This is a genomic window from Micromonospora sp. LZ34 (genome assembly GCF_052981855.1).
On sequence record NZ_JBRIQN010000018.1, the window covers coordinates 17463 to 42361 of the forward strand.

Here is a 24899-nt window from a genome sequence, read left to right on the forward strand (position 1 = left end):
AGATCCCCGTGACGGTCGCCCTGCCCGCACCATCGGCCACCGAGGTGTCCTGGCGGATGCCCGAGGTCTTCATGCTGCGTACCGCCGGCCTGCCGCTCGAGGTCGCCGACCGGCTGGCCTTCGACCGCAGCGCCGCGTGGGCCCGCCGGGTCCTCGACCTGGAGGACCACCTCCGGACCGCCGGCCGGGAGCTCGCCGACGCCCTCGAGACGGCGGTGGCCCGCAACCTGGACGACGACCGGCTCCGGCGGCGACTGATCCGGCTGCGCCGCGACGTGTACAACCTGCGCCGGCCCGACCCCGACGACCCGGCGGGGTGGCCGAGGGACCGGCTCGGCGCGGACACCCACCGGTCGCTGACCGACTGGCTGGCAGAGCACGCCGGGTACCGGCGCGAGCTGGCCGGGGGAGCGGCGGTGCTGGCCGAGGAGTTGACCGAGCGCCGCGCGGTGCTGCGCGACCTCGCCGACGACCCCGACCTGCGCGGCGGGATCCTGCTCGCCTCCCCGTCGCTGGACCAGTACCTGCCCGGCTACCTGGCCGGGCCGGGCCGGCCCGGCAAGCGGGCCCGGCGGGTGGAGCGGTCGCTGCTCGAGTACGCCCTGCGCACCGCCGCCAAGACCAGCCCGTTCAGCCGGCTGACCACGGTGAACGTCGGCACCTTCGACCCCGGCACCGGCCCGCTGCTCGACGCCGTGACGGCGACCGCCGGGACCGCCGACGCGAAGCGCGGCATCGCCCGGCTCAACCTGGCCGCGCTGGGCCGGATCTCCGCCATCGTGCTCGCCGACGAGGCGCTCCGCGCCGACCTGCCGGTCGCCCTCACCACCGGGTGGCGGATCGAGCGGGGCCGGCTGCGGTACCTGCGCCGGCGCCGGACCGGATCGGAGGACGGCGACGCCGCGGTCACCCTGGAGTCCATCCACGAGTCGCTCTTCGTGCTGCCCACCGGACGGGTGCTGCACGACATCCTGGCCGCGCTCGCCGCCGGTCGGGTCCGGCGGCTGGCCGACCTGGTCGCCGAGCTGGCCACCGACGGGCGGCCCGCGGCCGAGGTGGAGCAGTACCTGCACCACCTGCTCCGGGTGGGCCTGCTGGTGGTGCCCCACCTGCACCTGGACATCCACGCCGACGACCCGGTCGAGGGCTACCGGCGCGCGCTGCGGCGGATCGGCCGGGACTGGGCGGACCGGCTCGCCGAGCGGGTCGACAGGGTCAACCGGCTCGCCACCGGCTACCCAGGGCACGACGTCGCCGGGCGCCGCCGGGTGCTCGCCGACATCCGCCGGGAACTCGCCGCGGCCCACGCGGACCTCGGCCGCCCCGACGTGCCCGCTCCCCGCACCCTGCTCTACGAGGACGCCACGCTGCGCACCCGGGGCCCGGTCACCGCCGGCCGCGGCAGCTGGGAGCGGGACGTCCTGCCGGCGCTGCGGGCGCTGGCCCGGATCATGCCGGTGTTCGACATCAACCTGCCCCGCCGGCTGGCCACCAAGGGCTTCTTCCGCGCCCGGTACGGCGCCGGTGGGCGCTGCGAGGACCTGCTCACCTTCGCCCACGAGTTCCAGCAGGACTTCTTCGAGCACTACACCGGGCGGATGATGCGCCGCCGGGCCTTCGACGCGGACAACAGCTACGTCCGGCAGGAGAACTGGTTCCGGCAGGAGGAGATCACCGCGCTCGACGACGCCCGGATCGAGGTCGCCCGGCGGGTCGACGAGGCGTACGACCGGCTGCCGCCCGGCGCCGAGGAGTTGCGCCTCGACGACGCGTTCATGGCCGACGTCGCCGCGATGGTGCCGGAGACGCTCGGCACGCTCGACCCCCGGTCCTTCTTCCTCCAACTCGCCGACCAGGGTGACCGGCACCGGGTGGTGGTGAACCGGGTGTACTCCGGGATGACCCTGCTCTTCTCCCGGTTCGCTCACCTCTTCGCCGACCAGGACCTCGCCGGCACGCTCCGCGCCGAACTGGCCCGGCTCCAGCCGCCCGGCGCGGTGCTCGCCGAGCTGAAGGGCGGGTACGACGCGACCAACCTCAATTTGCACCCGGCGGTCACCCCGTACGAGCTGGTCTGCCCGGGCGAGGTCAGTTTCCGGCCGGCGGGCGAGCAGATCCGGATGGACGACCTCAGCGTCGAGCACGACCCGGTGGCCGACCGGCTGCTGCTGCGCTCCCGCCGGCTCGACGCCGAGGTGATCCCGGTCTACCTGGGGTTCCTGCTGCCGATGGCGCTGCCCGAGGTGCAGCAGGTGCTGCTCACCTTCGCCTACCTGGGGATGGCGCAGCCGGACCTGTGGGCCGGCACCGGCGTGCCGCTGCCCGGGCGGGGCATCGCCGGCTACCCGCGGATCGTGCACGGCGACCTGGTGCTGCAGCGGCGGATGTGGAAGCTGCACCCGGACCACCTGCCACCGCCGCGCACGCCGGAGCAGAGCGACGCGGACTGGTTCCTGCGCTGGCAGCGGTGGCGGCGGGAGAACGGGCTGCCCCGCCGGGTCTTCGCCACGCCGGAGGGCACCCGGCTCACCCCGGCCGCCGGTGACGAGGCCGGCCAGCCGGGTGCGGCCGGCCGGCCGGACCACAAGCCGCTCTACGTCGACTTCGACAGCCACTTCTGCCTGCAGTTGCTGGAGGCGACCGGGCGTGGGGCGGGCAGCCGGCTGGTGCTCACCGAGATGCTCCCGGACCGTGACGAGCAGGTGCTGCGCGGGCCCGCCGGCAGCTACGTCACCGAACTCACCGTCGAACTCAACGGCGTCCGAGCCGGAAAGGTGGACCGATGACTTTCCCCTCCCCGGTGGCGCACGGCTGGCTCAGCGTCCACGTCTTCTACGCCAGCAACGCCAACCCGATGCTCGTCGAGGGCGTCCGGCCGCTGGTGGACGAGCTGCGCGCGGAGGGCCTGATCAGCCGGTACTTCTTCATCAAGTACTGGATGGAGGGCCCGCACGTACGGCTGCGGGTGCTGCCCGCCCCCGGCGTGGATCCGGCGGTGGTACGCGCCCGGGTGGACGCCGCCGTCGACGCGTTCCTGCGCCGCCGCCCCGCGCTCTACGAGGTAGACAGCGACGGGCTCGGCGAGCTGTACAAGCAGATGTACCTCGCCGAGTACGGCCGGCAGCGGTGGGACGAGGAGTACGGGTCGGACGGCGTGATGCCGATGCGGGCGAACAACAGCTACCACCACATCCCGTACGAGCGGGAGTACGGCCGCTACGGCGGACCGGCCGGCATCGAGCTCGCCGAGTGGCACTTCGAGCACTCCAGCGACGTGGTGCTGGACCTGCTCGCCACCACGAACGTGCACGTGCGTCCGGTGCTGCTCGGCCTCTCCGCCCAGCTGACCATGATGATGTGCGCGGTCTTCCTCGCCGACGACCAGCGGATCGCCGGGTTCCTCGACGAGTACCGCCGGTTCTGGGAGGTCTCCTACTCCGAGCCGAGCGACGACTACCACGACAGCTTCGACACCAGCTACCGGCGGATGGACGACGCGCTGCGGGCACGGCTGGCCGACATCCGCGCGGCCGCCCGGGACGGCGCGGACGTCCGGCCCGGCGGGGTGGCGGGCCGCTGGTCGGCGCACTGCCGCGAGCTGCGCGACCGGGTCGTGTCCGCGGCCGAGCGGGGCGAGCTGGTGTTCCAGCGCGGCGGCGGCGAGCCCACCGTGGTGTCCGACCTCGACGCCGCGCTGCCCATCCTGCTCAGCTCGTACGTGCACATGACCAACAACCGGCTCGGGGTGAGCATCCTCGACGAGATCTACCTGTCGTACCTGCTGCGCACGGCGCTGCTGGACGACCTCGCCCCGGCGACCGGGCGATGACCACCGCCGACGCCACCGGCGTGCGGCCCCGGCTGCGCGCCGGGATCACGCTCGGGCCCGGCCAGTGGCGGGACGGGAAGCTCGTCCACCACGTCAAGGACCCGGAGACCGGCTGGTTCTACCGGATCGGGCCGCGCGAGCACTTCCTGCTGTCCCGGATGGACGGCCACCGGACGCTGGACGAGCTGGCCGCCGAGTACGCCACCGCCTACCGGCGCCGGCTCGGACCGGAGAGCTGGCAGCAGCTCTTCGGGATGCTGCACCAGCGGCAGTTGCTCGACGGTACGACGGATCCGCAGGCGCTCGCCCGGCTGACCGCCACGGCCGCCGAGAACGCGGCCCGCACCCGGCGCGGCCCGCTGTCGGCCCGGTTCCCGCTGTTCGACCCGGAGCGGCTCTTCACCCGGCTGCTGCCCGGGCTGGCGCCGCTGTTCAGCTGGTGGTTCGTCGTCCCGGCGCTGCTGGCCGTGCTGGCCGTCGCCGGATACGTGGCGCTGCACCTGCCCGAGCTCCTCGCCGAGGTGGGCCGGGGCGGGAGGCCGCTGGCGGCCGTGCTGGCCGCCGTGGTGATCACCTGGGCGGTGGTGTTCCTGCACGAGTGCGCGCACGGGCTGACCTGCCGGCACTTCGGCGGGCGGGTCACCGAGATCGGCGTGATGTGGCGGTTCCCGATGCTGGCCCCGTACTGCAAGGTCGACGACATCGTGCTGTTCACCCCGCGCCGGCGGGTGGCCACCGCTTTCGCCGGCGTCTTCGTCAGCATGCTGGCCCTGGTGCCGTTCGCCGTGGTCCACCGGTGGGGCCCGACCGCCGGCGCGCTGCACGACCTGGCCGGCGCGATGCTGCTCTTCGGCTCCGCCACCGCCGCGATCAACCTGGTGCCGTTCCTGCGGCTGGACGGCTACCACATGCTCGGCCACGCGCTGAACCTGGCGGACCTGCGGGCCGACAGCTACCGGTTCTACGGCCGGCTGCTGCGCCACGGCGTCGGCGCGGTACGCGGCTACCGGCCACGGGACCGGGCCGCGTACGCCCTCTACGGCCTGGCCTCGGCGGCGTTCGCGGTGACCGTGCTGACCCTGCTGGTGCGGTACTGGTACGACGCGCTGCACCGCTGGGTCGGCGCCGGCTGGGCGGTCACCATCCTGGTCGCCGAGGCGGTGCTGGTGGCGGCGCTGCTCGCCCGCGTCGCCGCCCGGCGCCCGACCGCGTCGACCGGGACCGGCTGACCGGGCGGTCCCGACGCCGGGGTCACCTCCGTCGTCACGGCACGGTCCGCGGCCGGGAGCGGCCGGGCGGGTCAGCCGTCGGCGCCGGCGCGCTGCCGCAGCAGGGCGATCGCCTCGTCCACCCGACCGTGCTCGGTGAGCAGCGTCAGCAGCAGCGGCAGTGAACGCCAGTCGTCGTCGGCGACCGCCTGCCGCAGCAGTGCCATCGCCTCGTCGTGCCGGCCCTGGCCGGCCAGCAGCGTGGCCAACTCGTGGCGGGCCCGGGGCTCGCCCTGGTCGGCGGCGATCCGCCAGTAGCGCTCGGCCTCGTCGGCGCGGCCCCGGCCGGCCAGCAGCGCGGCGAGCCGGGAGGCGGCGTGCCAGTCGCCGTGCTCGGCGCGCAGCCGCAGCTCCTCGGTGCGGCCACGGTCGGCCAGCAGGTCGACCAGGACGCTGCCCGCGCCGGTCGCGCCGGTCTCACCGGAGGCCGCGAGGTCGCGCAGGTAGCCGGTCGGATCGGGGACCGCGACCAGGCCGGACGCCTCGGGGCCGAAGAAGCGGCTGCCGCCGAACTCCTGCCGGAGCTGGTCGTCCAGGTCGTCGGCGAGCTCGATCATGGCCCGCAGGGCCAGCAGCAGCTGGGTGGGCTGGAAGTCCTGACCGAAGACCGGGATGGACGCCCAGACCGTGTCCCCGGTGCAGTAGACCCGCCCGATCACCAGGCCGTTGGTGAGGTCGGAGAGTCGCTGGTAGAGCGTCTCGGTGGCATCGACACCGGTGAGCAGCGGCGAGAAAACGTCCACCAGCGGCGGGTCCTCCTGGGTGCGTACGAAGATCATGGCGGAACCGGCGCGGATGCCGACGTCGCCGTCGGAGTCGACCCGCAGCTGGTCGGCGGTGGTGCCGAGGATGCCGGCCAGCACGTCCCGGACCCGCTGGGTCAGCTTGCCGTCGTGGTACCGGTCGGCCAGCGCCGGCACCCGCCCGGAGCCCGACCGGCCGTCGGCCACCGGACGGGCGGCGAGCGCGGCGGCGAACCGGGTCCGGGTGGGCGGGGGGACGGTGGTGGCGGTGGTGGCGGGCCGGGCCGCCAGGGCGACGACGAGCCGGCGGAGGAAGCCGTCACGCGGCGTCATCGTGACTGCCGTTCACGCCGTCGCCGGTCGGGTCGGCGGGCTGGTCCGCCACCCGGATCTGGTCGAACATCTTGGCGATCACCAGGGGCGCCGCCACCCCGAAGGTGAAGGCGGCGAAGGCGGTGGTGGCCAGGCCACCGGCGCCGGCCGCCGCGGCGAGCCCGGTACCGGCAACCATCCGCAGCAGGACGGCGACGAGCACGATCGGCCGGTCCCGCGGGTCCCGCCACGGCCACTGCCACCGGTGCCCCGACTCGGTGGTCGGGCGCATCATCCCGTAGAGGTTCAGCGCCTCCGCCACCGCGCTGCCGACCAGTCCCCACATCGCGGCCATCCATAGAGACACATCCCTACCCTACTGATCGCCGATCCGGCTCCCGCACCAGCCCTCGGGCGCGGGTGCCGGGCGTGCCCGGGTGGTACCGCCGTCCTCGACGGTAGGCACCCGCGGCAAGCATCCCGACCCGGGACGGGTCGCTGCCGGCGGTGTCTGGCGGACGCCGCCCGGTTGACGACGGCGGCGCTCGCCGCGACGCCGGTGGGGTGACCGCCGGACGAGCCGTCGCCCGGCGGTCGCCCCCTCGGGCTCAGGCGATCCGCCGGATCCGGCGCACCGCGAAGAACAGCAGGAGCGCGGCGAGGGCGACGAAGATGCCCGTCTCGATGTACTGGAAGGCCCAGTACCGGTCCGCCGGCTGGTAGAGCTGCCAGTTGTAGGCGCCCGGCTGGAGGCCGAGTTCCGCACCGCAGCGCCCGCCGGCCGGCCCGGTCGCGCCGGGTGGACAGGCGATCTGCGCGTTGGCCGCCACCATGTTGCCCTCGGCGTCCCGGATGCCGTTGGCGAGGACCCAGTCGCCGTGGACCCGGTGCGGCATCGGGGTGTCGCTCTCCACCGGGAAGGTACGGGTCTGCGCCGCCATGTAGTGCGGCCGGGCGAACTCCACCAGGGCGATGCGCAGGCCGAGGAAGCCGGCCAGGGTGGCCCCCATGGCCGGGAGCATCCGGGGCCAGACCGTGCCCGCGAAGATCCCCAGCGCCACCGCGAGGACGGTGTAGCCGACCGGGACCAGGCCCTGCATGTCGAAGAAGATGACGTCGAACCGGCCCTGCCGCTCCGCCTGGGTCAACGGGCTCAGCCACCACGACATGCCCAGCCCGTAGCTCGCCGCCGCGACCGTCGCCCCCGCCCCGACCAGCCCGAACTTCACCATCGCCCAGCGGCGTCGGCTGATCCCCTGGGTCCACACCAGCCGGTGGGTGCCCTGTTCCACCTCGCGGGCGACCAGCGGAGCGCCCCAGAACAGGCCGACCAGCAGCGGCAGGACGAGGAAGAGGACGCCCACCAGGTTGAACGTGCCGTACTGGTTGCTGAACTGGTCGAACGCCCGGTTGCAGGACTCGACTACGCCCGGCGCCAGCTCGGACCGGGCCAGCTGGCGTACGCACTCCGGACCGCCGAGGTCGGCGAACCGGTTGCGCATGGCGAAGCCGGTCGGGACCAGCACGGCGGCGAGGACCGCCAGGCCGGCGAGGGTGAAGAGCGCCTGCCGGCGGTGTTGACGCCAGGTCAGCCAGATCATGCCGGCACCTCCCATTCGGCGTGGCTCGCCTGCGCCTCGCCGTCGGCGAGGTAGCCGAGGATGACGTCCTCCAGGGACACCTCGCGGACGGTCCACCGCGGATCGACGATCGCCCCGTCAGTGCGGACCAGCAGGGTGGACTGCCGGTCGGTGTGGCTGGCCCGGATCACCGCCGAGACGCCGGCGATCGGGTCGCCGCCGTGCCGGGGCCCGAGCAGCTGCCGGTGCCCGGCGACCAGGTCGTCCACGGCGCCGACCAGCCGTGCCTGGGAGGCGTGCAGCACGATCAGGTAGTCGCAGACCCGTTCGAGGTCGGCGAGCAGGTGCGAGGAGAGCAGCACGGTGGTCCCCGCGTCGGCGACGCTGCCCATCAACGACTGGAGGAACTCGCGCCGGGCCAGCGGGTCGAGGCTGGCCACCGGCTCGTCGAGCAGCAGCAGCCGGGGCCGCTTGGCCAGCGCGATGGCGAGCGCCACCTGGGCGCGCTGGCCGCCGGAGAGCTGCCCGACCGGCTTGCGGGGCGGGATGCCCAGCTCGGCCAGCCGGTTGCGGGCCAGCGCCCCGTCCCAGCGCCGGTTCAGCTTGGCGCCGAGGGTGAGCAGCTCGGCCGCGGTGAAGTCCGGGTAGAGCGGGGTGTCCTGGGCGACGAACCCGATCTCGGACAGGGCAGCGGTGTTGCCGTACGGCGTCTCGCCGAAGACCCGCACCGCGCCGGCTTCGGGCCGCAGCAGGCCCACCGCCAGGTGCAGCAGGGTGCTCTTGCCCGCCCCGTTGGGCCCCACCAGGGCGGCGATGCGGCCGGCGGGCAACCGCAGCGAACAGTCCTGTAGCGCCCATTTGTTTCCGTACCGCTTACCGAGCTGGTCGGTCTCCAGCACGACGTCCATCCGGTCTCCTCTCATCTGCTCACGCTTTCCGTCTGCGGCGGCCCGGCCGGGAGGGTGGCCCGGATCGTGGTCTCCACCAGCGCGGTGATGTCCTCGTGGCCGAGGCCGGCGGCCTGCGCGCGGTGCAGCCAGGCCACCAGGTCGTCGCGGAGCTCCGCCTGGTTGGGCAGGGACGCGCCGGCGAGCGTGCGCCGGATGAACGTGCCCAACCCGGGGCGCCCCTCCACGAGGCCCTCGATCTCCAACTCCCGGTACGCCTTCAACACCGTGTTCGGGTTGATCGCCAGGGACTGCGCGACGTCACGAACCTTCGGCAGTTGGTCACCCGGGGTCAGCAGGCCGACCCGCAACGCCTGCTTCACCTGCTGCACCAGCTGCACGTAGGTGTTCACCTTGGACCGGCCGTCCAGCACGAACTCGATCACCCGCGACGATCCCTCCTATTGTCCTACGGCAGTAAGACTATAGGACAGCGCGGTCGGCGAACAGCCCGGAATTCGCGATGTGTCCGGGGTGGTGGGTGCCAGCGCGGACGACGCCCGGATGGTCAGCGGCACCGCGTTCGCCGCGACGGCCGGCGACAGCGCCCGCTGGGCCGCCTGATCGCCGCCGCCGAACGGGCGGGGTCCGGGCATCCCCTCGGATGCCCGGACCCCGCCCGGCTCACCACGGTGCCGGTGGTGGCGGGGGGACGACCGGCGGCCGGTCGTCGCAGGTGATGGTGTTCGGCAACTGCCAGGGGGCGAGCCAGCCGCCGTCGTTGCCGCCCAGGTCGGTGAGGGAGAACTCGGAACCGGCCGGGGTGAAGTGGAACGACCCGCAGTTGTTGACCCCGACCGCGCCCACGTGCCGGGCGTCGACGTTCTGGAACGACGCCGAGCCCGCCGCGCGCGCGCTCACCACCGAGGTGCCGGTGCCGTCCACCCGGATGTCCCGGAAGTGCACGTTGCTGATCGAGTAGAGGTCCTTCACCGCCCACTCGCTGACCAGCATGACGGCGTTGTACGTGTTGTCGAGGTACGCGTCCCCGACCACCTCGATCCGCGCGTCGATGCTGCGGTCCAGCGCGTAGAGCCAGATGGCGCCGAGGCCGATCTTCCAGTTCAGCTCGTACGTGCCGGCGCGGACGGTGGTGTTGTCCCGGACCCGGACGTAACCGGTGAACGGTTCCGCGCCGAACCGGGACCCGAGCTGGATGGCGCTGCCCTCCCGTACCGGGTCGGCGATCAGGTTGCCGGAGACCGTGTTGTCGGTGCCGCCGTAGAGGGCGATGCCGTTGGCGAGCACCGGCGACTGCACCGTGTTGTTGGCGAACGTGTTGCGCGCGTTCGCCGTCGTCTCCGACCACATCGCCAGGCCGTCGTCGCCGGTGTTGCGAACGAAGTTGTGCGCCACCAGCGAGTCGGTCACGCCGGTGTGGAAGTTCAGCGCGTCCGCGATCTGGTCGACGACGATGTTGTCGGTGACCCGCAGGTTGCGCATCGGCCCGTCGAACCACATGCCCACCTTGGTGTGGTGCAGATAGAGGCCCTCGATGGTCGAGTCGCTCAGCGCGCCGCCGATCGCGTTCACCTGGTCGGTGTCGATGCGCTCCCGGACATCGCCCTCGACGGCGAAACCGGAGAGGTGCACGTTCCGGCTGCCGCCGTCGGCGGCGTCCCGGCCGTAGAAGCCGACGCCGGTGTGCACGGACCCGTCCGGCGCCGGGGTGGGCAGCGCGACCTCCCGGCCCTTGATGATCGTGTACCAGTTGCCGGCGCCCTCGATGGTCACGTCGTCGACGATGATGTGCCGGTTCACCTGATAGGTGCCCGGCGGAAGGTAGACGGGGAGCCCGGTGCGCCGGGCGAAGGCGATGGCCCGTTCGATGGCCGGGGCGGCGTCCCGGCGGCCGGTCGGGTCGGCGCCGAACGCCAGCACGTTCGCCGCCGCCAGCCGGACCCGCGGCGGGCCGACCAGTTCGGAGTCGAGCAGGTCGATGACGGTCCACGCGGCGTTGCTGCCGGCGGGCACGGTGAGCCGGATCCGGTCGCCCGCCCGGTAGGTCCGGCCGAGCAGCAGGCGCTGCTCGTCGTAGAAGTGGCTGGGGCGGAACGGCTTGGAGATGCTCGGGTACGGGGTGGTCTGGGCGGGGACGCAGGAGCACTCGGTGATCCACCAGTCGGGGTGGAGCAGGTCTGCCTGCGGGTCGTTGGTGAACGGGTACTGGTTGTACAGCCAGGCGTACTGCGAGGTGAGGGTCATGGTGCGGACCCGCTTGCGGTTCACCGCGACGTCCAGCGGCGCGGTGATGCCGCCGCCGTTCGGCGCGTCCGGGATGCTGTAGCGCACGGTGATCGCGTTGGCCGCGGAGGGCAGGACGAACTCCACGTGCTGGCCGGGGGTCAGCCGTACCGCCCGCCGGCCGGAGGCCTCCGACGGCAGCGTGTAGGCCGTCCGGTCGGGGCCGATGACCTCGCCGTCGGTGTAGGCGTTCTCCGCCTCCTGCTCCAGGAAGCCGACCCGGGCGCCCCGGCCGGCGACCAGCGCCGGATCGAGGGCGGCCCGGGTCACGACCGGGCGCTGGCCGGCCGGGTCGGCGGCGGCCGGGGCGGGCGCGCCGGCCAGCGCGCCGGCCGCGAGCGCGAGCGCGGTGGCGGACGCGACCGTCCGCGCGGGTCGGCGCCGCCGCGACGACCGCGGCGGGCCCGGTGGGACACGTCGGAACATCGGTGACTCGTTTCTGTCGGTGGTGGGGATCCCGCCGGCCGGGTGGGGCGGGGGTACGGGCGGACGGCCGGGGACCGGCCCGCCGCCGGGTCAGGGGGCGTACACCTCCACCTGGGACAGCTGTCCCGCCGGCCAGCCGGTGTTGCCGGTGATGTGCACCCGCACGTACCGGGCCTGGGCGGCGGGGAAGGTCAGCGTCACCTGGTTGCCGGTGGCCGGGTCGAAGACCCGCCCGGCGGCGGCGACTGCGGTGGTCCACGCCGCGCCGTCCGGGCCGATCTGCACCGAGAGCGTCTGGGTGCGGGTCTGCCAGGCCGGCGACGGCGGCAGCCGGAGCACGACGCGGCCGACGGTCGTCGGTGCGCCGAGGTCGACCCGCACCCACTGGGGGAAGGCGTTGTTGGCGCTCTCCCAGTAGCTGTCCGGACTGCCGTCGACCACGTTGGCGCAGCCGTAGTCCTGGGTGTGGCTGCTCTCCGCCACCGGCCGGCCCCGGGCCAGGTCGGCCTGTTGGGCGGGGGTGGTGGTGACCGTGACCGCGTTCGACGGCGGCGACGGCGTCCCGGCGGTGTCCAGCGCGACGACGGTGAAGGTGTAGGCGGTGGCCGGGCTGAGCCCGGTGACGGTGGCGGAGGTTGCGGTGACGGAGGCGACCGGCTGGCCGCCCTGGCGCACCTGGTAGCTCGCCACCCCGTCGGCGTCGGTGGAGGCGGTCCAGGCCAGCGACACGCTGGTGGCGCTCCGGCCGGTCACCGTGAGGTTGCCCGGCGCCGTGGGTGGGGTGGGGGTGCCGCTCGCCGCGTACGCCTGCACCCGGGCGAGCTGCGCGGCCGGCCAGCCGGTGTTGCCGGCGATCGTCACCCTGACGTGCCGGGCGGCGGCCCCGGGCAGTGACAGGGTGGCGGCGTTGCCGGTGGCCGGGTCGAAGCGGACGGCGGCCGGCGCGGTCAGCGTGCTGAAGGCCGAGCCGTCGGTGCTGCCCTGCACCGACACCGTCTGGGTGCGCGGCTCCCAGCCGGGCGGCAGGGCGAGCACGAGGCGGGCCAGCGGGTGGCTGGCGCCCAGGTCGACCTGCCACCACTGGGGGAAGGCGCCGTTGGCGGACTCCCAGTAGCTGCCCGGGTCGGCGTCGACGGCGTTGCCGGCGACGAACGGGCCGTGCTGGCTGCTCGCCGTGCTGGGCCGACCGGCGGCCAGGTCACCGGTGGGCGGGTTGCCGCCGACGACCGGCGGCGTCGGCCGCACCGGGGTGAGAGCGAGCTGGCCCTTGAGCATCCGCCCGCCGTCGGCGGTGATCCGCAGGTAGTAGTCGGACGAGCAGAGGGTGCCGTCCTCGTCGAGCGACCGGATGCCCGCCCCGGCCGGCGTGCTCGCCTGCGTCTCGCTGGTCTTGGCGATCTGGTTGCCCTCGTTGAACTCGTCGAACATCGAGATGTAGATGCCCTGGGCGCCGAGCCGCACGGTGTTGTAGAAGTGCCGCCAGTAGAAGTCGCCGTGCCGGCGGTGCCCGGCGGACAGGTCGCCCGGCATCACGCAGGGCTGGTAGTCGATGCCGTGCGCGGCGCAGTCGGCCAGGTCGGGCACGTTCACGTTGGTGTGGAACCAGTCGAGCCCGTCGAGGGTGCCGGTGCGGCCGACCATCCACGGCGAGAGCATGTCGAAGGCGTGGTAGACCTCGGCGAAGCCGGGCCGGGAGTCGTTGATCCCCTGCCGCCAGTAGGTCGGCACCCCGCCGATGACGTAGCAGCCCTGCGCCTTGAACCAGCGCACCACGTCCAGGCAGGGCGCGGGGGCGAAGGGGCGGCCGTCGTCGTTGAAGCCGAAGCCCCAGACACAGACCACCGGTCTGCCGTTCTGCCGGGCGTACGCCGGGGAGGCGGTGTGCGCCGACATCTTCGTCGTCCAGTCCTCCTTGAGCTGGGACTGCATGGCCGTCCAGCCGGTGACGTCGTACATGACGTAGAACTTGCGCCCGAACCGCTCGGCCGCGGCGCGTACCTTGACCGCCATGGCGTCGCGGGTCGGCCCCTCGTCACCGAACGGGTTGAACCGCTGCAACGCGGCGGTGTCGCAGCCGTGCTCCTGCATCCAGCGGAAGTGGGTGTCGACGGTCTGCTGGTCGTAGGAGGAGAAGAGCTGGGCCGGCTGGCCGTTGCCGAGGTTGGGATAGGCGGTGGAGTAGCCGCGGGCGTACTCCCGCATGTCGGGCCAGGAGACGATGGTCGTGTTGGCCGGTGACGGCGGTTGGAACCGGTCGCGGCTCCAGTGCCACCAGCCGCCGATCGGCGCCCCGTCGCCCGGGCAGCTGAACCAGCCCTGGTAGCCGACCGTGATCCGGCCGACCACGTCGCCGGGCGGGCTGGCGGCGCGTGCCGGGCGGGTGAGAGCCGGCACCAGGTCGGCCGGGGAGACGGCGGCGAGCGCGGAGCCCGCCGCGACGGAACCGATCAGCTTGCGGCGGGAGAGCGCCATGGCCACCGCTCCTTCACCAGGCCGGCGAGAATTGACGGTCATCATGCCAGCGCCGGACACGCGGCCGCAATGCTCTGACTGCTCTTTGAAAGATCCCGGCTATTTGCCTGTAAGAACCGGATGGTCGGCGTGAACGTCACCCGGGTCGGCGGCCTGAGTTGCCGGCCACCCGCAACCGCGCGCAGTACGAGCCCGGCACTCGGCCCCGTCGATGATCATTGCGGTATCGTGCCGGCCGGCCGAGCCGGAGACGGGGCGTGGCCCATGACGGGTACGAGAACGACGGGTGGTCGGTGGCGGCTGGCGGGCGCCGCGGCGACGGCCGTCATCGGGCTGCTGACCGCGACCGGCTGCGCGCGGCTCGCCCCGGCCGGCTGACCGGGCGGGCCGGGCCGGAGCCGGCAACCCCGCCCGACCTGGCGCGCGGCCGTGACCGCTCCGGTCCCCGGTCGGGAGCAATCGCCGCGGTCACCGGGCCGTCACCCGTAGGGTCGGAGGCGGAACGGGGGAGTGCGGCCGGACGGGACGGGCTGGTCGATGGCAGCCGATGGCGACAGCGAGGCGGCGGCCCCGCGGGATCCGGTGCGTCCGGCGTTCCTGGAACTCTTCTTCGACCTGGTCTTCGTCTTCGCGTTCATCTCGCTCGCCAAGAAGATGTGGGACGAGGTCAGCTGGACCGGTGCCGCCGAGACGCTGGTGCTGCTGCTCGCGTTCACGTTGGTCTGGGCGCTGACCACCTGGGCGGCGGACACCCTCGACGTCAGCCGGCCGGCGGTGCAGACGGTGTTCACCGGGGTGATGGCGGCGAGCCTGCTGCTGGCGGCCCTGGTGCACGACGCGTACGGCGACGCCGACCTGCTGTTCGCGGTCACCTACGTGACGATCCACCTCGGTTCGGCCACCTACAACATCCTGGTGGTGGGGGACGCGTCCGGGCGGAACCTGAGCGTCCGGGTCTTGTGCTGGGAGGCGATCGCCGCGCTCGGGTGGATCGGTGGCGCTCTCTTCGCCGGTCCGCCCCGGCTGGCGCTCTGGGCGGCGGCGGTCGCGGTGGAGTACGTCGCCGCCGCGCTCGGCTGGCGGGTGCCGCGACTCGGCCGCTTCCGGCCGGAGGGCTGGCGGCTGGTGGGTGAGCGGGTCGCCGAACGGTACCGGCAGTTCATCATCGTCGCGCTCGGCGCGGCGCTCTTCGTGACCGCGACGACCTTCAGCTTCGGCGAGTACTCGACCGGGCGGGCCGCGGCGCTGGCGGTGGTGTTCATGATCGTGGTGCTGATGTGGCGGATCTACATCTACCGCGCCGGGGAGCTGCTGACCGAGGCGATCGCCCGGTCCACGAACCCGTCGCTGCTCACCCAGTCCGCCGCGGTCACCCACCTGATCATCGTGGCCGGTATCCTGGTGGTCGCGGTCGGCAGCCACCTCGTCCTGACCCGCCAGTTCGGTGAAACGCCAGCGTCCTGGGTCGCGGTCATCCTCGGCGGACCGGCCCTCTTCCTGGTCGGCCGCGCGCTGCTCGACTACACCGTGTTCGGCCGGGTCTCCCGGTCGCGGATCGCCGGCCTGCTGCTGCTGGCCGCCGGGGCACCCGCGATGTCCCTGCTGCCGCCGGTCCTGGTCGCGCTGCTCGCCATGACCGTCCTGGCTCTGATCGCCGCGGCGAACCTGGTGAGCACCCGGCGGCGCACCCGGACGCCGATGCCCCCGGCGCTCGGCCCCGCCTCACCGGGCGGGCGGGGCGGCGCTGACCAGTCGTGAGTGAGGGGCCACCCGCTCACCGATCAGGATGAGCAGCAGCACCAGGTTCGCCGCGACCATGATCGCCAGCGGAGGCAACGGCGTCATCGCGGGCGCCAGGGCGGCCAGCGCGACCACGCCCAGCGCCCGGGACCACAGCACCCGCCCGGTCACCACGGCGTCGAGCAGGCAGCTGCCGAGCAGGAACAGAGCCGGCCCGCCGAGCAGGGCGACGATCAGGGCCGCCGACGCCGCGCCGGACGGATGGTCGATGACGAGGGTGTCGCCGGCCGAGATGACCACCACCCCGGCCACCAGCACCAGATGGCTGTACGAGGTGGAGGTGCCCGGCCGGACCCGTTCCACCGCCAGGACGGTCGGCGGCGCCAGCAGTTGCCGGACCCGCTGAAAGTACAGGTGGAACAGCAGGATCGCGTTGGCGAACGCCACCGCGCAGGCGGCCATCGGGCCGGCCTGGAAGCCGCTGCCGCCCAGTCCCATGCCGGTCGTCAGGATCAACTCACCGAGCGAGATGATGAAGATCTCCCGGTGCCGCTCGGACAGGTGCGTGCCGGTGAAGATCTGACTGGCCAGTTCGGTGCGGCCCAGCCACGGCGTGGGCCAGCCGATCCGGGCCGACCCGAGGTCGACCGCCGCCGCGAGGGCCCAGAGCGCCAGCCGTGCGGTGCCATCCACGAACACCCCGGCCACCCACGGCACGACGGTGACGCCGAACCAGAAGAAGACCCGGATACTGCGGGCCTGGATCGCACGGTTCACCCGGGTGCCGGGGATCAGCACCGCGTCGCGGACGACGTGGATGGCGAAGTACGCCGCGACGAAGAGCCCGCCGTGCGCGTCGAAGGCTTGCGGCACCGCGACCGCCATCAGCAGCGTGCCGAACATGACTGCCAGGACGGTGGCCTGGATGATCGGCAGCCGCGGGTTGAACAGGTCGGTGAGCCACGCGGTCAGCACCCAGACCCACCAGGCGGCCAGCAGCAGGACGGCGGTGCGCGCGGCACCCTCGAGGCTGAGGTCCTCGGCCAGCCCTTCGGCGAGGCGGGAGAGCATGAAGATGTAGACCAGGTCGAAGAAGAGCTCCAGAAAGGTCGGATACTCCGGCTCGCCGCGCCGGCGGAGGATCCGGGGAAGCGGACTGGACGTCACCGCGTCTGCCTCCTCTGGCGGGCTGCACCGGGAGGGGAGCCTCCGGCGACCTGGCACTGCCCGGAGCACCTGCCAACCTACCGAACGGCCGGTCACCGCAGCGCCGGAACGGCCCTACCGTCCGCGTTCGTGGACAGGCGGCCGTTGCCGGCCGTCGATCTGCCCGACCCGGACGGCCGTGGCAGTGCCCGGTGGCTCGTACCGGTGACAATGGCCCGGTGGATCCCGAGGAGGTGACGGCCGAGGCCGCCCGGCCGCTGCGCCGGCCGGTGCTGGTGCAGCGCTGGCAGGATCTGTCGTCCCTGCACTGGGCCGTCGAGCCGGAGGTGGTGGCGCCGATGCTGCCCCCCGGCACCCGGCCGGACGTCCTCGACGGGCGCACGTACGTCGGCCTGATCGGGTTCCGGATGGTCGGGCTCGGCCTGTTCGCCGGCCCGGGCCTGCCCTACCTGGGCACCTTCTGCGAGACCAACGTGCGGTTGTACAGCGTGGACGTCGCCGGCCGGCGGGCCGTGGTGTTCCGGTCCCTGGACGCGTCCCGGCTGCTGCCGGTGCTGGTCGCCCGGGCGAGCCTGCGGCTGCCCTACCTGTGGTCGCGGATGCGCCTGCGCCGCGACGGTGACCTGCTCACCTACACCAGCCGCCGGCGCTGGCCCGGCCCGCGCGGCGCGGCCACCGCGTTCCGCGTGCGGGTCGGCGCCCCGATCGCCGAGCCGACCCCGCTCGAGCACTTCCTCACCGCCCGCTGGGGCCTGCACACCCGCGCGTACGGCCGGACCCTGCACCTGCCCAACGTGCACCCCCGGTGGCCGCTGCACCGCGCGGAGCTGGTGACCCTCGACGACGAACTGGTCCGCGCCGCCGGCCTGTCCGCTCCCGGGGCGGCGCCGGTCAGCGTGCTCTACTCGCCGGGCGTCCCGGTGCGGTTCGGCAGCCCCGCCGTCGTCCGCTGACGGCTCCGGCACCGGGTGGGCCGCCCGGTGGCCGTGGACCGCCGGGGACTGGTGATTTCACCGATGCGGGCACCGGCCGACACGTCGAAGACTGACGAGCGTCGATATCCCCGACCCCAGGGAGTGCCCGACGTGTCACCGACCACCACCCGTCCCCGTCCCCTCGCCCGCGTCGCCGGGCTGGCCGTGGCCACCGTCCTGGCCGCCGCCGGTGTCCTGGCGGCCGCTCCGGCCCAGGCCGCCGAGAACCCGTACGAGCGCGGCCCCGCCCCGACCACCGCCCTGCTGGAGGCCAGCCGGGGCCCCTTCGCCACCGCCTCGCAGAGCGTCTCCTCGCTCAGCGTCACCGGCTTCGGCGGGGGTAGCTGACTGCTGGCGTCCCGAGCATCTTTGATGCTCTCGGGGGCGCTATGATGCTCATCGTGAACCTGAAGGAGTGGGCAGCGTCGCAGGGCATTGCGTACATCACCGCGCGTCGGCAGTACGCGGCTGGGACGTTGCCTGTTCCCACGTACCGGCTCGGCCGGCTGATCATGGTCGGCGAGCCGATGGCTGCGGCCACGGCTGGTACCGGGCAGGTCGTGGTGTACGCCCGCGTCTCGTCCGCTGACCAGAAAGCGGACCTGGACCGGCAGGTGGCACGGGTCGCCACGTGGGCGACCGGCCAGCGGCTCGCGGTGTCGCGGGTGGTGACCGAGGTCGGGTCCGCGCTCAACGGGCACCGCAAGGAGTTCCTCGCGCTGTTGCGTGACCCGGCCGTGTCCACGATCGTGGTCGAGCATCGGGACCGGTTCGCCCGGTTCGGTGCCGAGTATGTCGAGGCAGCATTGGCGGCGCAGGGCCGGCGACTGCTGGTGGTCGACCCGGCTGAGGTGGACGACGACCTCGTGCGGGACATGACCGAGATCCTGACGTCGCTGTGCGCCCGCCTGTATGGACGTCGCGCGGCGGCGAACCGGGCTCGCCGGGCTGTCGAAGCCGTCACCGAACCGGACGGGCCAGCGTGAAGACGATCCAGGCGTACCGGTTCGCGCTCGACCTCACCCCGTCGCAGGAACGCGCGGTGCTCGCGCACGCCGGGGCGGCTCGGGTCGCGTACAACTGGGCGCTGGCATGGGTCAAGGCGGTCATGGACCAGCGTGCTGCGGAGCGTTCCTACGGTGTGCCGGACGAGTTGCTGACTGCGGCGGTGTCGTGGTCGCTGCCCGCGCTGCGTAAGGCGTGGAACGCCGCGAAGGCCGAGGTGGCGCCGTGGTGGGCCGAGTGCTCGAAGGAGGCGTTCAACACCGGCCTCGACGCCCTTGCCCGCGGGTTGAAGAACTGGGCCGACTCCCGCTCGGGCAAGCGGGCCGGACGGCCGGTCGGGTTTCCCCGGTTCAAGTCCCGCCGCCGGTCGACGCCGAGCGTGCGGTTCACCACCGGAACCATCCGCGTCGAGCCGGACCGCGCGCATGTGGTGTTGCCGCGGCTGGGCCGGTTGAAGCTGCACGAGTCGGCCCGTAAGCTCGCCCGCCGTTTGGAGGCCGGCACCGCCCGGATCATGTCCGCGACCGTCCGGCGTGATGGCGGCCGATGGCACGTCGCATTCACTGTCGAGGTCGAGCGAGCCGAAGGTCGACCGGCGTGGCCCGACTCGACGGTCGGAGTCGACGTCGGCATCACGCACCTTGCCGTGCTGTCCACCGGCGAAACGGAACCCAACCCGCGCCACCTGATCGACGCACAGCGCCGCCTGCGAGCGCTGGGCCGGGCCTTGTCGCGTAAGACCGGCCCCGACCGGCGCACCGGACGGCGGCCGTCGAACCGGTGGCAGCGCGCCGCGAACCACCTCAGCCGCGCCCACGCCCAGGTGGCGAACCTGCGCCGCGACGGCTTGCACAAGCTCACCACCCGGCTAGCCCGCCAGCATGCAACGATCGTGGTCGAAGACCTCAACGTCACCGGCATGCTGACCAACCGCCGGCTGGCCCGGCACATCGCCGACGCTGGGTTCGCCGAGCTGCGCCGGCAGCTGGCATACAAGACCGAATGGAACGGCGGCCGGCTGATCTTGGCCGACTGCTGGTATCCGTCCTCGAAAACCTGCTCGGGCTGCGGCACGGTGAAAACCAAGCTGGCCCTGTCCGAGCGCACCTACCACTGCGACACGTGCGGCCTGGCCCTCGACCGGGACCTCAACGCCGCACGCAACCTCGCCGCCCTCGCGGCCGAGTACGACACCGCCGGGAGTGGCCCGGTGGCAGGACGTGGAGCCAACCGTAAGACCCGCCCCGGCGGGCCAGTGGCCGTGAAACGTCAACCCGGCACCGCCACAGCGGGCAAGACCGGGACCGTCCCGCCGCAAGGCGGGACTACCTACGACCGTGTGCTCACCAAAGCGCACTGAGAGGTAACGGAGTCATCTACTACCCGACCAGCACCAGCGAGGGCACCTTCGGCGCCATCGCCATCTCGCCGGGCTACACCGCCGCCTGGTCCAGCATCAGCTGGCTCGGACCGCGGATCGCCTCGCACGGCTTCGTGGTGATCGGCATCGAGACCAACAGCCGGCTCGACCAGCCGGACAGCCGGGGCCGCCAACTGCTCGCGGCGCTCGACTACCTGGTCCAGCGCAGCTCCGTCCGGAGCCGGATCGACGGCACCCGGCTCGCCGTGGCCGGGCACTCGATGGGCGGGGGCGGCAGCCTGGAGGCCGCCGTGTCCCGGCCGTCGCTGCAGGCCGCCGTGCCGATCGCACCCTGGAACCTGGACAAGACCCGGTGGGCGGCGGTCAGGGCAGTACGACGGTGCGGGCGCCCTCGCCCCGGGCCATCCGGTCGAACGCCGCCGCGGCGCCGTCCAGGTCGGTCCGGTCGGTGATCAGCGGAGCCAGGTCGAGGGTGCCGTCCAGCACGGCCCGGGCGAGTTCCGGCACGTCCCGATCGGGGTCGGACGACCCGTAGACCGAGGAGCGCAGCGTCCGGGCCGAGTGGAAGATGTCCAGGGCGCTGAGGCCGACCACGTCGTCCTTGGCGCCCATGCCGACCACGGTCACCTGCCCGCCGCGCCGGGTGGCCCGCCACGCGGCGCGGATGGCGGCGCTCCGCCCGACGCACTCCAGCGCGTGGTCGACGCCGCGGCCGCCGGTCCGCTCGCGGACCGCCCGGTTGAGCGCGTCGTCGGCGAGCAGGAAGGCGGTGGCGCCGGCGGCGGCGGCCAGTTCCGCCTTGGCCGGTGACACGTCGACGGCGAGCACCGGGTCGGCGCCGGCCGCCCGGGCGGCCGAGACCACCGACAGGCCCACCCCGCCGAGACCGATCACCGCCACCGATTCGCCGGGAGCCACCCGCGCGGTACGGCGCACCGCGCCGACCCCGGTGAGCACGGCGCAGCCCAGCAGCGCCGCCGCGTCGAAGGGAAGCTCCGCCGGTACCGGGATGACCGCGTCCTGCGGAACGACCACCGCCTCGGCCAGCGCGCCGAGGCCGAGCGTGACGTGCAGCGGCTCGCCGGCGGACGTCCGGCCCCGCGCGGCCGCGGGGGACCCGGCCCGCTCGCAGAGCCACGGCTCACCGCGCCCGCAGTACCAGCACCGCCGGCACGGCGGCGCCCAGTTCAGCACCACGTGCGCGCCGGGCGCGACCCGGTCCACGCCGGCGCCGACCTCGACCACCACGCCGGCGGCCTCGTGCCCGAGCACCAGCGGGTACGGTGGCGCCAGCGTGCCGTTCACCATGGACAGGTCGGAGTGGCATACGCCGGCGGCCCGGATGCCCACCCGCACCTCGCCGGGCCCGGCGGCGGGCAGCTCCACCTCCTCCACCCGCAGCGGCTCGCCCGCCGCCCGGGCGACCAGCGCCCTCACCGCTGGATGGCCTTGGTCTGGAGGAACTCGTCCAGCCCGTAGCGGCCCAGTTCGCGACCGAGGCCGGACTGCTTGTAGCCGCCGAACGGGGCGAGCGGGTTGAACGGCGCGCCGTTGACGTCGACCGCGCCGGTGCGCAGCCGCCGGGCCACCCGCAGTGCCCGGTCCTCGTCGGCGGACCAGACCGCGCCGGCCAGCCCGTACCGGGAGTTGTTGGCGACGGCCACCGCCGCGTCCTCGTCGTCGAACGGGAGGACCGCGAGCACCGGACCGAAGACCTCCTCCTGGGCCAGGGCGCTGTCCGGGTCGACGTCGGCGATCACGGTCGGGGCGACGAAGAAGCCGCGCTCGGGCAGCGGGGCGTCCGGCCCGCCGGCGACCAGCCGGCCGCCGTCGGCCAGCCCCCGGGCGACGTGCCCGGTGACCCGTTCCCGCTGCGCGGCGGAGACGAGCGGGCCGAGTCGGGTGGCCGGGTCGAACGGGTCGCCGAGCCGGTAGCCCGCCGCGGCCTTGGCGGCCAGGGCCAGCGCCTCGTCGTAGCGGTCCCGGTGCACCAGCATCCGGGTCCAGGCGGTGCAGGTCTGGCCGGAGTTGAGGAAGGCGTTGCCCACGCCGACCTTCACCGCGGTGGCCAGGTCGGCGTCGTCGAGGATCACGTTGGCGGACTTGCCGCCGAGCTCCAGGGCCACCCGGGCGATCCGGTCGGCGGCCAGGTGGGAGATCCGCCGGCCGGTGGCGGTGGAGCCGGTGAAGGAGACCATGTCGACGTCCGGGTGGGCGGCGATGACCTCGCCCACCTCGGGGCCGGTGCCGGGCACCAGGTTGACCACGCCGGGCGGGAAGCCGGCCTCGTGGATCGCGTCGAAGAGCAGGTAGGCGGTCAGCGGGGTCAGCTCGCTGGGCTTGAGCACCACCGTGCAGCCGGCGGCCAGCGCGGGCGCCAGCTTCGCGACCACCTGGTGCAGCGGGTAGTTCCACGGGGTGATCGCGCCGACCACGCCGACCGGCTCGCGGACGACCAGCGAGTTGCCGACCGTCTCCTCCGCCGGTGGCCGGCCGGCCAGTTCGACGTAGCTGCGCAGCACGGTCAGCGGCAGCCCGGCCTGCACCCGGACGGCGACCTTCAGCGGGGTGCCCAGCTCCGTCGCGACGGTCCGGGCGATCGTGTGCGCCCGGGCGGTGAGCGCGGCGTGCAGCCGGTCCAGGGCGGCGGCCCGCGCGGCCGGGACGGCGCCGGCCCAGCCGGGGAAGGCGGCCCGGGCCGCCGCGACGGCCCGGTCGACGTCGTCCGCCGTGCCGGCCGGCACGGTCGCGACGACCTCCTCGGTCGCCGGGTTGCGCACCGCCAGGGTCTGCCCGGAGGAGGCGGCGACCCAGGCCCCGTCGAGGTAGATGTCGGTCCGAGCGAGATCCATCGCGCCCCTCACGTACGTCGGCGAAAACTAGCGGTGCAAGTTTTGGTTCCCGACTCTAGTACGCCGTGCCGGCCGGCGGGAGGGGCGACAGCGGCCCGATGTGTGCCTCGTAGGTGCGGGAGAGGCCGTTGATGAGCGCGTCGAGGCCGAGCGCGAAGGCGCCCTCGTCGACCCGCTGCTGGTGCTCGGCGAGCCGGTGCGCCTGGGTCAGGTGCGGATACTGCTCGGCGTAGAGCCCCGGGTCCTCGACGAAGCCGCGGGCGAACGACCCGAGCGCCGAACCGGCCACGAAGTAGCGCATCAACGCGCCGATGTGGGTGGCCCGGGCCGGCGGCCAGCCGGCGTCGACCAGTCCACCGTAGACGGCGTCGGCCATGGCCAGCGCCGCCGGCCGCCGCCCCGGCCCGCGCGCCAGGTACGGCACGATGTTCGGGTGCGCGGCCAGCGCCGCCCGGTAGGAGTGCCCCCACCGGCGCAGCGCCTCCCGCCAGTCGACCCGGCCGAAGAACGACACGTCGACCTGGCCGGTGATGCTGTCCGCCACCGCGTCGAGGATCTCGTCCTTGGTGGCGAAGTGGTTGTAGAGCGACGGCCCGCGCACCCCGAGTTCGGCGGCGAGCCGGCGGGTGGAGAACCCCTCCAGCCCCTCCGCGTCGATCAGCGCGGCGGCGGCCTCGACGATCCGCTGCCGGCTGAGCAGCGCCTGCCGTGGCCGGGGCATGCGTCCCTCCCTCGCTCGACGGTCCGCCGCAAACTCTGCCACAGCCGGGTCTGGACGGAGTTTAACTTGCACCGCTAGTTTATCGGCCATGGACCTTCAGCTCTCCGCCGAGCAGGCGGCGGTCCGCCGACTCGCCGCGGAGTTCGTCGACCGCGAGGTGACACCGCACGCGGCGGCCTGGGACCGGCGGGAGTCGGTCGACCCGGAGATCGTCGGGAAGCTCGGCCAGCTCGGCTTCCTCGGGCTGACCATCCCCGAGGACGACGGCGGGTCCGGCGGCGACCACTTCTCCTACTTCCTGGTGCTGGAGGAGCTCGGCCGGGGCGACTCCGCCGTGCGGGGCATCGTCTCGGTCTCGCTCGGGCTGGTCGCCAAGTCCATCGCCGCGCACGGGTCGGCCCCGCAGCGGGCGCAGTGGCTGCCCCGGCTCTGCACCGGCGCCGCGCTGGGCTGCTTCGCGCTGACCGAACCGGACAGCGGCTCGGACGCGGCCGCGCTGACCACCCGGGCGGTCCGCGACGGCGACGACTGGCTGATCACCGGCACCAAGACGTTCATCACCAATGGCACCACCGCCGACGTCGCCCTGGTCTTCGCCCGCACCGGCGGCCCGGGGCACCGGGGGATCACCGCGTTCCTGGTGCCCACCGAGGCGCCCGGGCTGACCCGGCGGGAGATCCACGGCAAGCTCGGCCTGCGCGGGCAGGCCACCGGCGAACTCCGCTTCGACGCCGTCCGGGTGCCCGACTCGGCGCGCCTCGGTGACGAGGGCGCCGGCTTCCGGCTGGCGCTGGCCACCCTGGCCAAGGGCCGGATGTCGGTGGCCGCCGGCTGCGTCGGCATCGCCCAGGGCTGCCTGGACGCCGCGGTCGGCTACGCCGGGCAGCGCACCCAGTTCGGCAAGCCCATCGCCGGGCACCAACTGGTGCAGCAACTGCTCGCCGCCATCGCGGTGGACACCAACGCCGCCCGGCTGCTCGTGTGGCAGGTCGCAGACCTCATCGACCGGGGGCAGCCGTTCGCCACCGAGGCGTCGATGGCCAAGCTCTTCGCCAGCGAGGCCGCCGTCCGGGCGGCCAACAACGCCGTCCAGGTCTTCGGCGGGTACGGCTACATCGACGAGTACCCGGTCGGCAAGTACCTGCGCGACGCCCGCGTCACCACCCTTTACGAGGGCACCAGCCAGATCCAGCAGCTGCTCATCGGCCGCGCGCTCACCGGCGTGAACGCCTTCTGAA

The 24899-nt window shown here is 73.7% G+C and carries 20 protein-coding genes and 1 pseudogene; 10 read left to right on the top strand and 11 right to left on the bottom strand.

Going from position 1 to position 24899, the window contains the following annotated elements; translation table 11 throughout:
* Positions 1 to 8 precede the first annotated feature (8 nt).
* Genes ACVCAH_RS19780 through ACVCAH_RS19790 form a run of 3 tightly spaced genes read left to right on the top strand, consistent with a single transcriptional unit; the run spans position 9 to position 5058 of the window.
* The gene (locus ACVCAH_RS19780) at positions 9 to 2786 is read left to right on the top strand and encodes a lantibiotic dehydratase (protein ID WP_447137652.1); all 2778 of its coding nucleotides are present in this window, start codon (positions 9 to 11) and stop codon (positions 2784 to 2786) included.
* Positions 2783 to 3829, top strand: a complete 1047-nt coding sequence (locus ACVCAH_RS19785; RefSeq protein ID WP_447137653.1) for a thiopeptide-type bacteriocin biosynthesis protein — start codon at positions 2783 to 2785, stop codon at positions 3827 to 3829. Before ACVCAH_RS19780 ends, ACVCAH_RS19785 begins: the two co-directional genes overlap by 4 nt.
* Positions 3826 to 5058 carry a hypothetical protein gene (locus tag ACVCAH_RS19790; RefSeq protein ID WP_447137654.1) on the top strand — a complete coding sequence of 411 codons (1233 nt, stop codon included), beginning with the start codon at positions 3826 to 3828 and terminating at the stop codon, positions 5056 to 5058. Before ACVCAH_RS19785 ends, ACVCAH_RS19790 begins: the two co-directional genes overlap by 4 nt.
* Positions 5059 to 5129: 71 nt before the next feature.
* On the opposite strand, the gene ACVCAH_RS19795 is transcribed toward ACVCAH_RS19790, so the two are convergent.
* From ACVCAH_RS19795 to ACVCAH_RS19825, 7 genes are all read right to left on the bottom strand, one after another.
* Positions 5130 to 6173, bottom strand: a complete 1044-nt coding sequence (locus tag ACVCAH_RS19795) for a T3SS (YopN, CesT) and YbjN peptide-binding chaperone 1 (protein WP_447137655.1) — start codon at positions 6171 to 6173, stop codon at positions 5130 to 5132.
* The gene (locus ACVCAH_RS19800; RefSeq protein WP_447137656.1) at positions 6160 to 6519 is read right to left on the bottom strand and encodes a hypothetical protein; all 360 of its coding nucleotides are present in this window, start codon (positions 6517 to 6519) and stop codon (positions 6160 to 6162) included. The genes ACVCAH_RS19795 and ACVCAH_RS19800 overlap by 14 nt, the downstream gene beginning before the upstream one ends.
* 241 nt (positions 6520 to 6760) lie before the next feature.
* Positions 6761 to 7753, bottom strand: a complete 993-nt coding sequence (locus ACVCAH_RS19805) for a transporter (RefSeq protein ID WP_447137657.1) — start codon at positions 7751 to 7753, stop codon at positions 6761 to 6763.
* On the bottom strand, positions 7750 to 8640 hold the full coding sequence (locus ACVCAH_RS19810) for an ABC transporter ATP-binding protein (protein WP_447137658.1): 891 nt from the start codon (positions 8638 to 8640) through the stop codon (positions 7750 to 7752). Before ACVCAH_RS19810 ends, ACVCAH_RS19805 begins: the two co-directional genes overlap by 4 nt.
* Positions 8641 to 8651: 11 nt before the next feature.
* Positions 8652 to 9065, bottom strand: coding sequence for a GntR family transcriptional regulator (locus ACVCAH_RS19815; protein ID WP_447137659.1), 414 nt, complete (start codon positions 9063 to 9065; stop codon positions 8652 to 8654).
* Positions 9066 to 9303: 238 nt separating this feature from the next.
* A complete protein-coding gene (locus ACVCAH_RS19820; protein ID WP_447137660.1) occupies positions 9304 to 11349 on the bottom strand; it encodes a glycosyl hydrolase family 28-related protein in 2046 nt (681 codons plus the stop codon).
* Positions 11350 to 11439: 90 nt separating this feature from the next.
* Positions 11440 to 13821 (bottom strand): galactose-binding domain-containing protein, encoded by a 2382-nt coding sequence (locus tag ACVCAH_RS19825; protein ID WP_447137661.1) that lies wholly within the window; start codon positions 13819 to 13821, stop codon positions 11440 to 11442.
* Positions 13822 to 14358: 537 nt separating this feature from the next.
* Here ACVCAH_RS19825 and ACVCAH_RS19830 point away from each other — a divergent pair.
* Positions 14359 to 15579 (top strand): low temperature requirement protein A, encoded by a 1221-nt coding sequence (locus tag ACVCAH_RS19830; RefSeq protein ID WP_447137662.1) that lies wholly within the window; start codon positions 14359 to 14361, stop codon positions 15577 to 15579.
* Here ACVCAH_RS19830 and ACVCAH_RS19835 read toward each other — a convergent pair.
* Complete coding sequence (locus ACVCAH_RS19835) at positions 15544 to 16728, bottom strand: low temperature requirement protein A (protein ID WP_447137663.1); 1185 nt, start codon at positions 16726 to 16728, stop codon at positions 15544 to 15546. The genes ACVCAH_RS19830 and ACVCAH_RS19835 overlap by 36 nt on opposite strands.
* Before the next feature lie 218 nt (positions 16729 to 16946).
* Here ACVCAH_RS19835 and ACVCAH_RS19840 point away from each other — a divergent pair, with 218 nt between their 5' ends.
* The 5 genes and pseudogenes from ACVCAH_RS19840 to ACVCAH_RS19860 form a co-directional block, all read left to right on the top strand.
* On the top strand, positions 16947 to 17681 hold the full coding sequence (locus tag ACVCAH_RS19840; RefSeq protein WP_447137664.1) for a YqjF family protein: 735 nt from the start codon (positions 16947 to 16949) through the stop codon (positions 17679 to 17681).
* Positions 17682 to 17813: 132 nt separating this feature from the next.
* Entirely contained in the window at positions 17814 to 18050 is a 237-nt protein-coding gene (locus ACVCAH_RS19845; RefSeq protein WP_447137665.1) for a poly(ethylene terephthalate) hydrolase family protein, read from the top strand.
* 53 nt (positions 18051 to 18103) lie between these two features.
* The gene (locus tag ACVCAH_RS19850) at positions 18104 to 18688 is read left to right on the top strand and encodes an IS607 family transposase (RefSeq protein ID WP_447137666.1); all 585 of its coding nucleotides are present in this window, start codon (positions 18104 to 18106) and stop codon (positions 18686 to 18688) included.
* Positions 18685 to 20067, top strand: a complete 1383-nt coding sequence (tnpB, locus tag ACVCAH_RS19855; protein WP_447137667.1) for an IS607 family element RNA-guided endonuclease TnpB — start codon at positions 18685 to 18687, stop codon at positions 20065 to 20067. Before ACVCAH_RS19850 ends, tnpB begins: the two co-directional genes overlap by 4 nt.
* 2 nt (positions 20068 to 20069) lie before the next feature.
* Positions 20070 to 20456 (top strand): annotated as a pseudogene (locus tag ACVCAH_RS19860) (dienelactone hydrolase family protein); the annotation flags it as partial.
* On the opposite strand, the gene ACVCAH_RS19865 reads toward ACVCAH_RS19860, so the two are convergent.
* Genes ACVCAH_RS19865 through ACVCAH_RS19875 form a run of 3 tightly spaced genes read right to left on the bottom strand, consistent with a single transcriptional unit; the run spans position 20452 to position 23661 of the window.
* Entirely contained in the window at positions 20452 to 21525 is a 1074-nt protein-coding gene (locus tag ACVCAH_RS19865; RefSeq protein ID WP_447137668.1) for an alcohol dehydrogenase catalytic domain-containing protein, read from the bottom strand. The pseudogene ACVCAH_RS19860 and the gene ACVCAH_RS19865 overlap by 5 nt on opposite strands.
* Positions 21522 to 22940, bottom strand: coding sequence for an aldehyde dehydrogenase family protein (locus tag ACVCAH_RS19870; RefSeq protein ID WP_447137669.1), 1419 nt, complete (start codon positions 22938 to 22940; stop codon positions 21522 to 21524). The genes ACVCAH_RS19865 and ACVCAH_RS19870 overlap by 4 nt, the downstream gene beginning before the upstream one ends.
* Positions 22941 to 22995: 55 nt before the next feature.
* On the bottom strand, positions 22996 to 23661 hold the full coding sequence (locus ACVCAH_RS19875) for a TetR/AcrR family transcriptional regulator (RefSeq protein ID WP_447137670.1): 666 nt from the start codon (positions 23659 to 23661) through the stop codon (positions 22996 to 22998).
* Positions 23662 to 23749: 88 nt separating this feature from the next.
* Between ACVCAH_RS19875 and ACVCAH_RS19880 the strand changes: the two genes are divergently transcribed.
* Complete coding sequence (locus ACVCAH_RS19880; RefSeq protein ID WP_447137671.1) at positions 23750 to 24898, top strand: acyl-CoA dehydrogenase family protein; 1149 nt, start codon at positions 23750 to 23752, stop codon at positions 24896 to 24898.
* Position 24899: the final 1 nt, after the last annotated feature.

Bases quoted from the DNA above. Each gene is read 5' to 3' on its own strand.
- ACVCAH_RS19795 (WP_447137655.1), bottom strand. From the start codon at position 6,173: ATGACGCCGCGTGACGGCTTCCTCCGCCGGCTCGTCGTCGCCCTGGCG.
- ACVCAH_RS19805 (WP_447137657.1), bottom strand. From the start codon at position 7,753: ATGATCTGGCTGACCTGGCGTCAACACCGCCGGCAGGCGCTCTTCACC.
- ACVCAH_RS19875 (WP_447137670.1), bottom strand. From the start codon at position 23,661: ATGCCCCGGCCACGGCAGGCGCTGCTCAGCCGGCAGCGGATCGTCGAG.
- ACVCAH_RS19820 (WP_447137660.1), bottom strand. From the start codon at position 11,349: ATGTTCCGACGTGTCCCACCGGGCCCGCCGCGGTCGTCGCGGCGGCGC.
- ACVCAH_RS19790 (WP_447137654.1), top strand. From the start codon at position 3,826: ATGACCACCGCCGACGCCACCGGCGTGCGGCCCCGGCTGCGCGCCGGG.
- ACVCAH_RS19830 (WP_447137662.1), top strand. From the start codon at position 14,359: ATGGCAGCCGATGGCGACAGCGAGGCGGCGGCCCCGCGGGATCCGGTG.
- ACVCAH_RS19825 (WP_447137661.1), bottom strand. From the start codon at position 13,821: ATGGCGCTCTCCCGCCGCAAGCTGATCGGTTCCGTCGCGGCGGGCTCC.
- ACVCAH_RS19785 (WP_447137653.1), top strand. From the start codon at position 2,783: ATGACTTTCCCCTCCCCGGTGGCGCACGGCTGGCTCAGCGTCCACGTC.
- ACVCAH_RS19870 (WP_447137669.1), bottom strand. From the start codon at position 22,940: ATGGATCTCGCTCGGACCGACATCTACCTCGACGGGGCCTGGGTCGCC.
- ACVCAH_RS19880 (WP_447137671.1), top strand. From the start codon at position 23,750: ATGGACCTTCAGCTCTCCGCCGAGCAGGCGGCGGTCCGCCGACTCGCC.
- ACVCAH_RS19810 (WP_447137658.1), bottom strand. From the start codon at position 8,640: ATGGACGTCGTGCTGGAGACCGACCAGCTCGGTAAGCGGTACGGAAAC.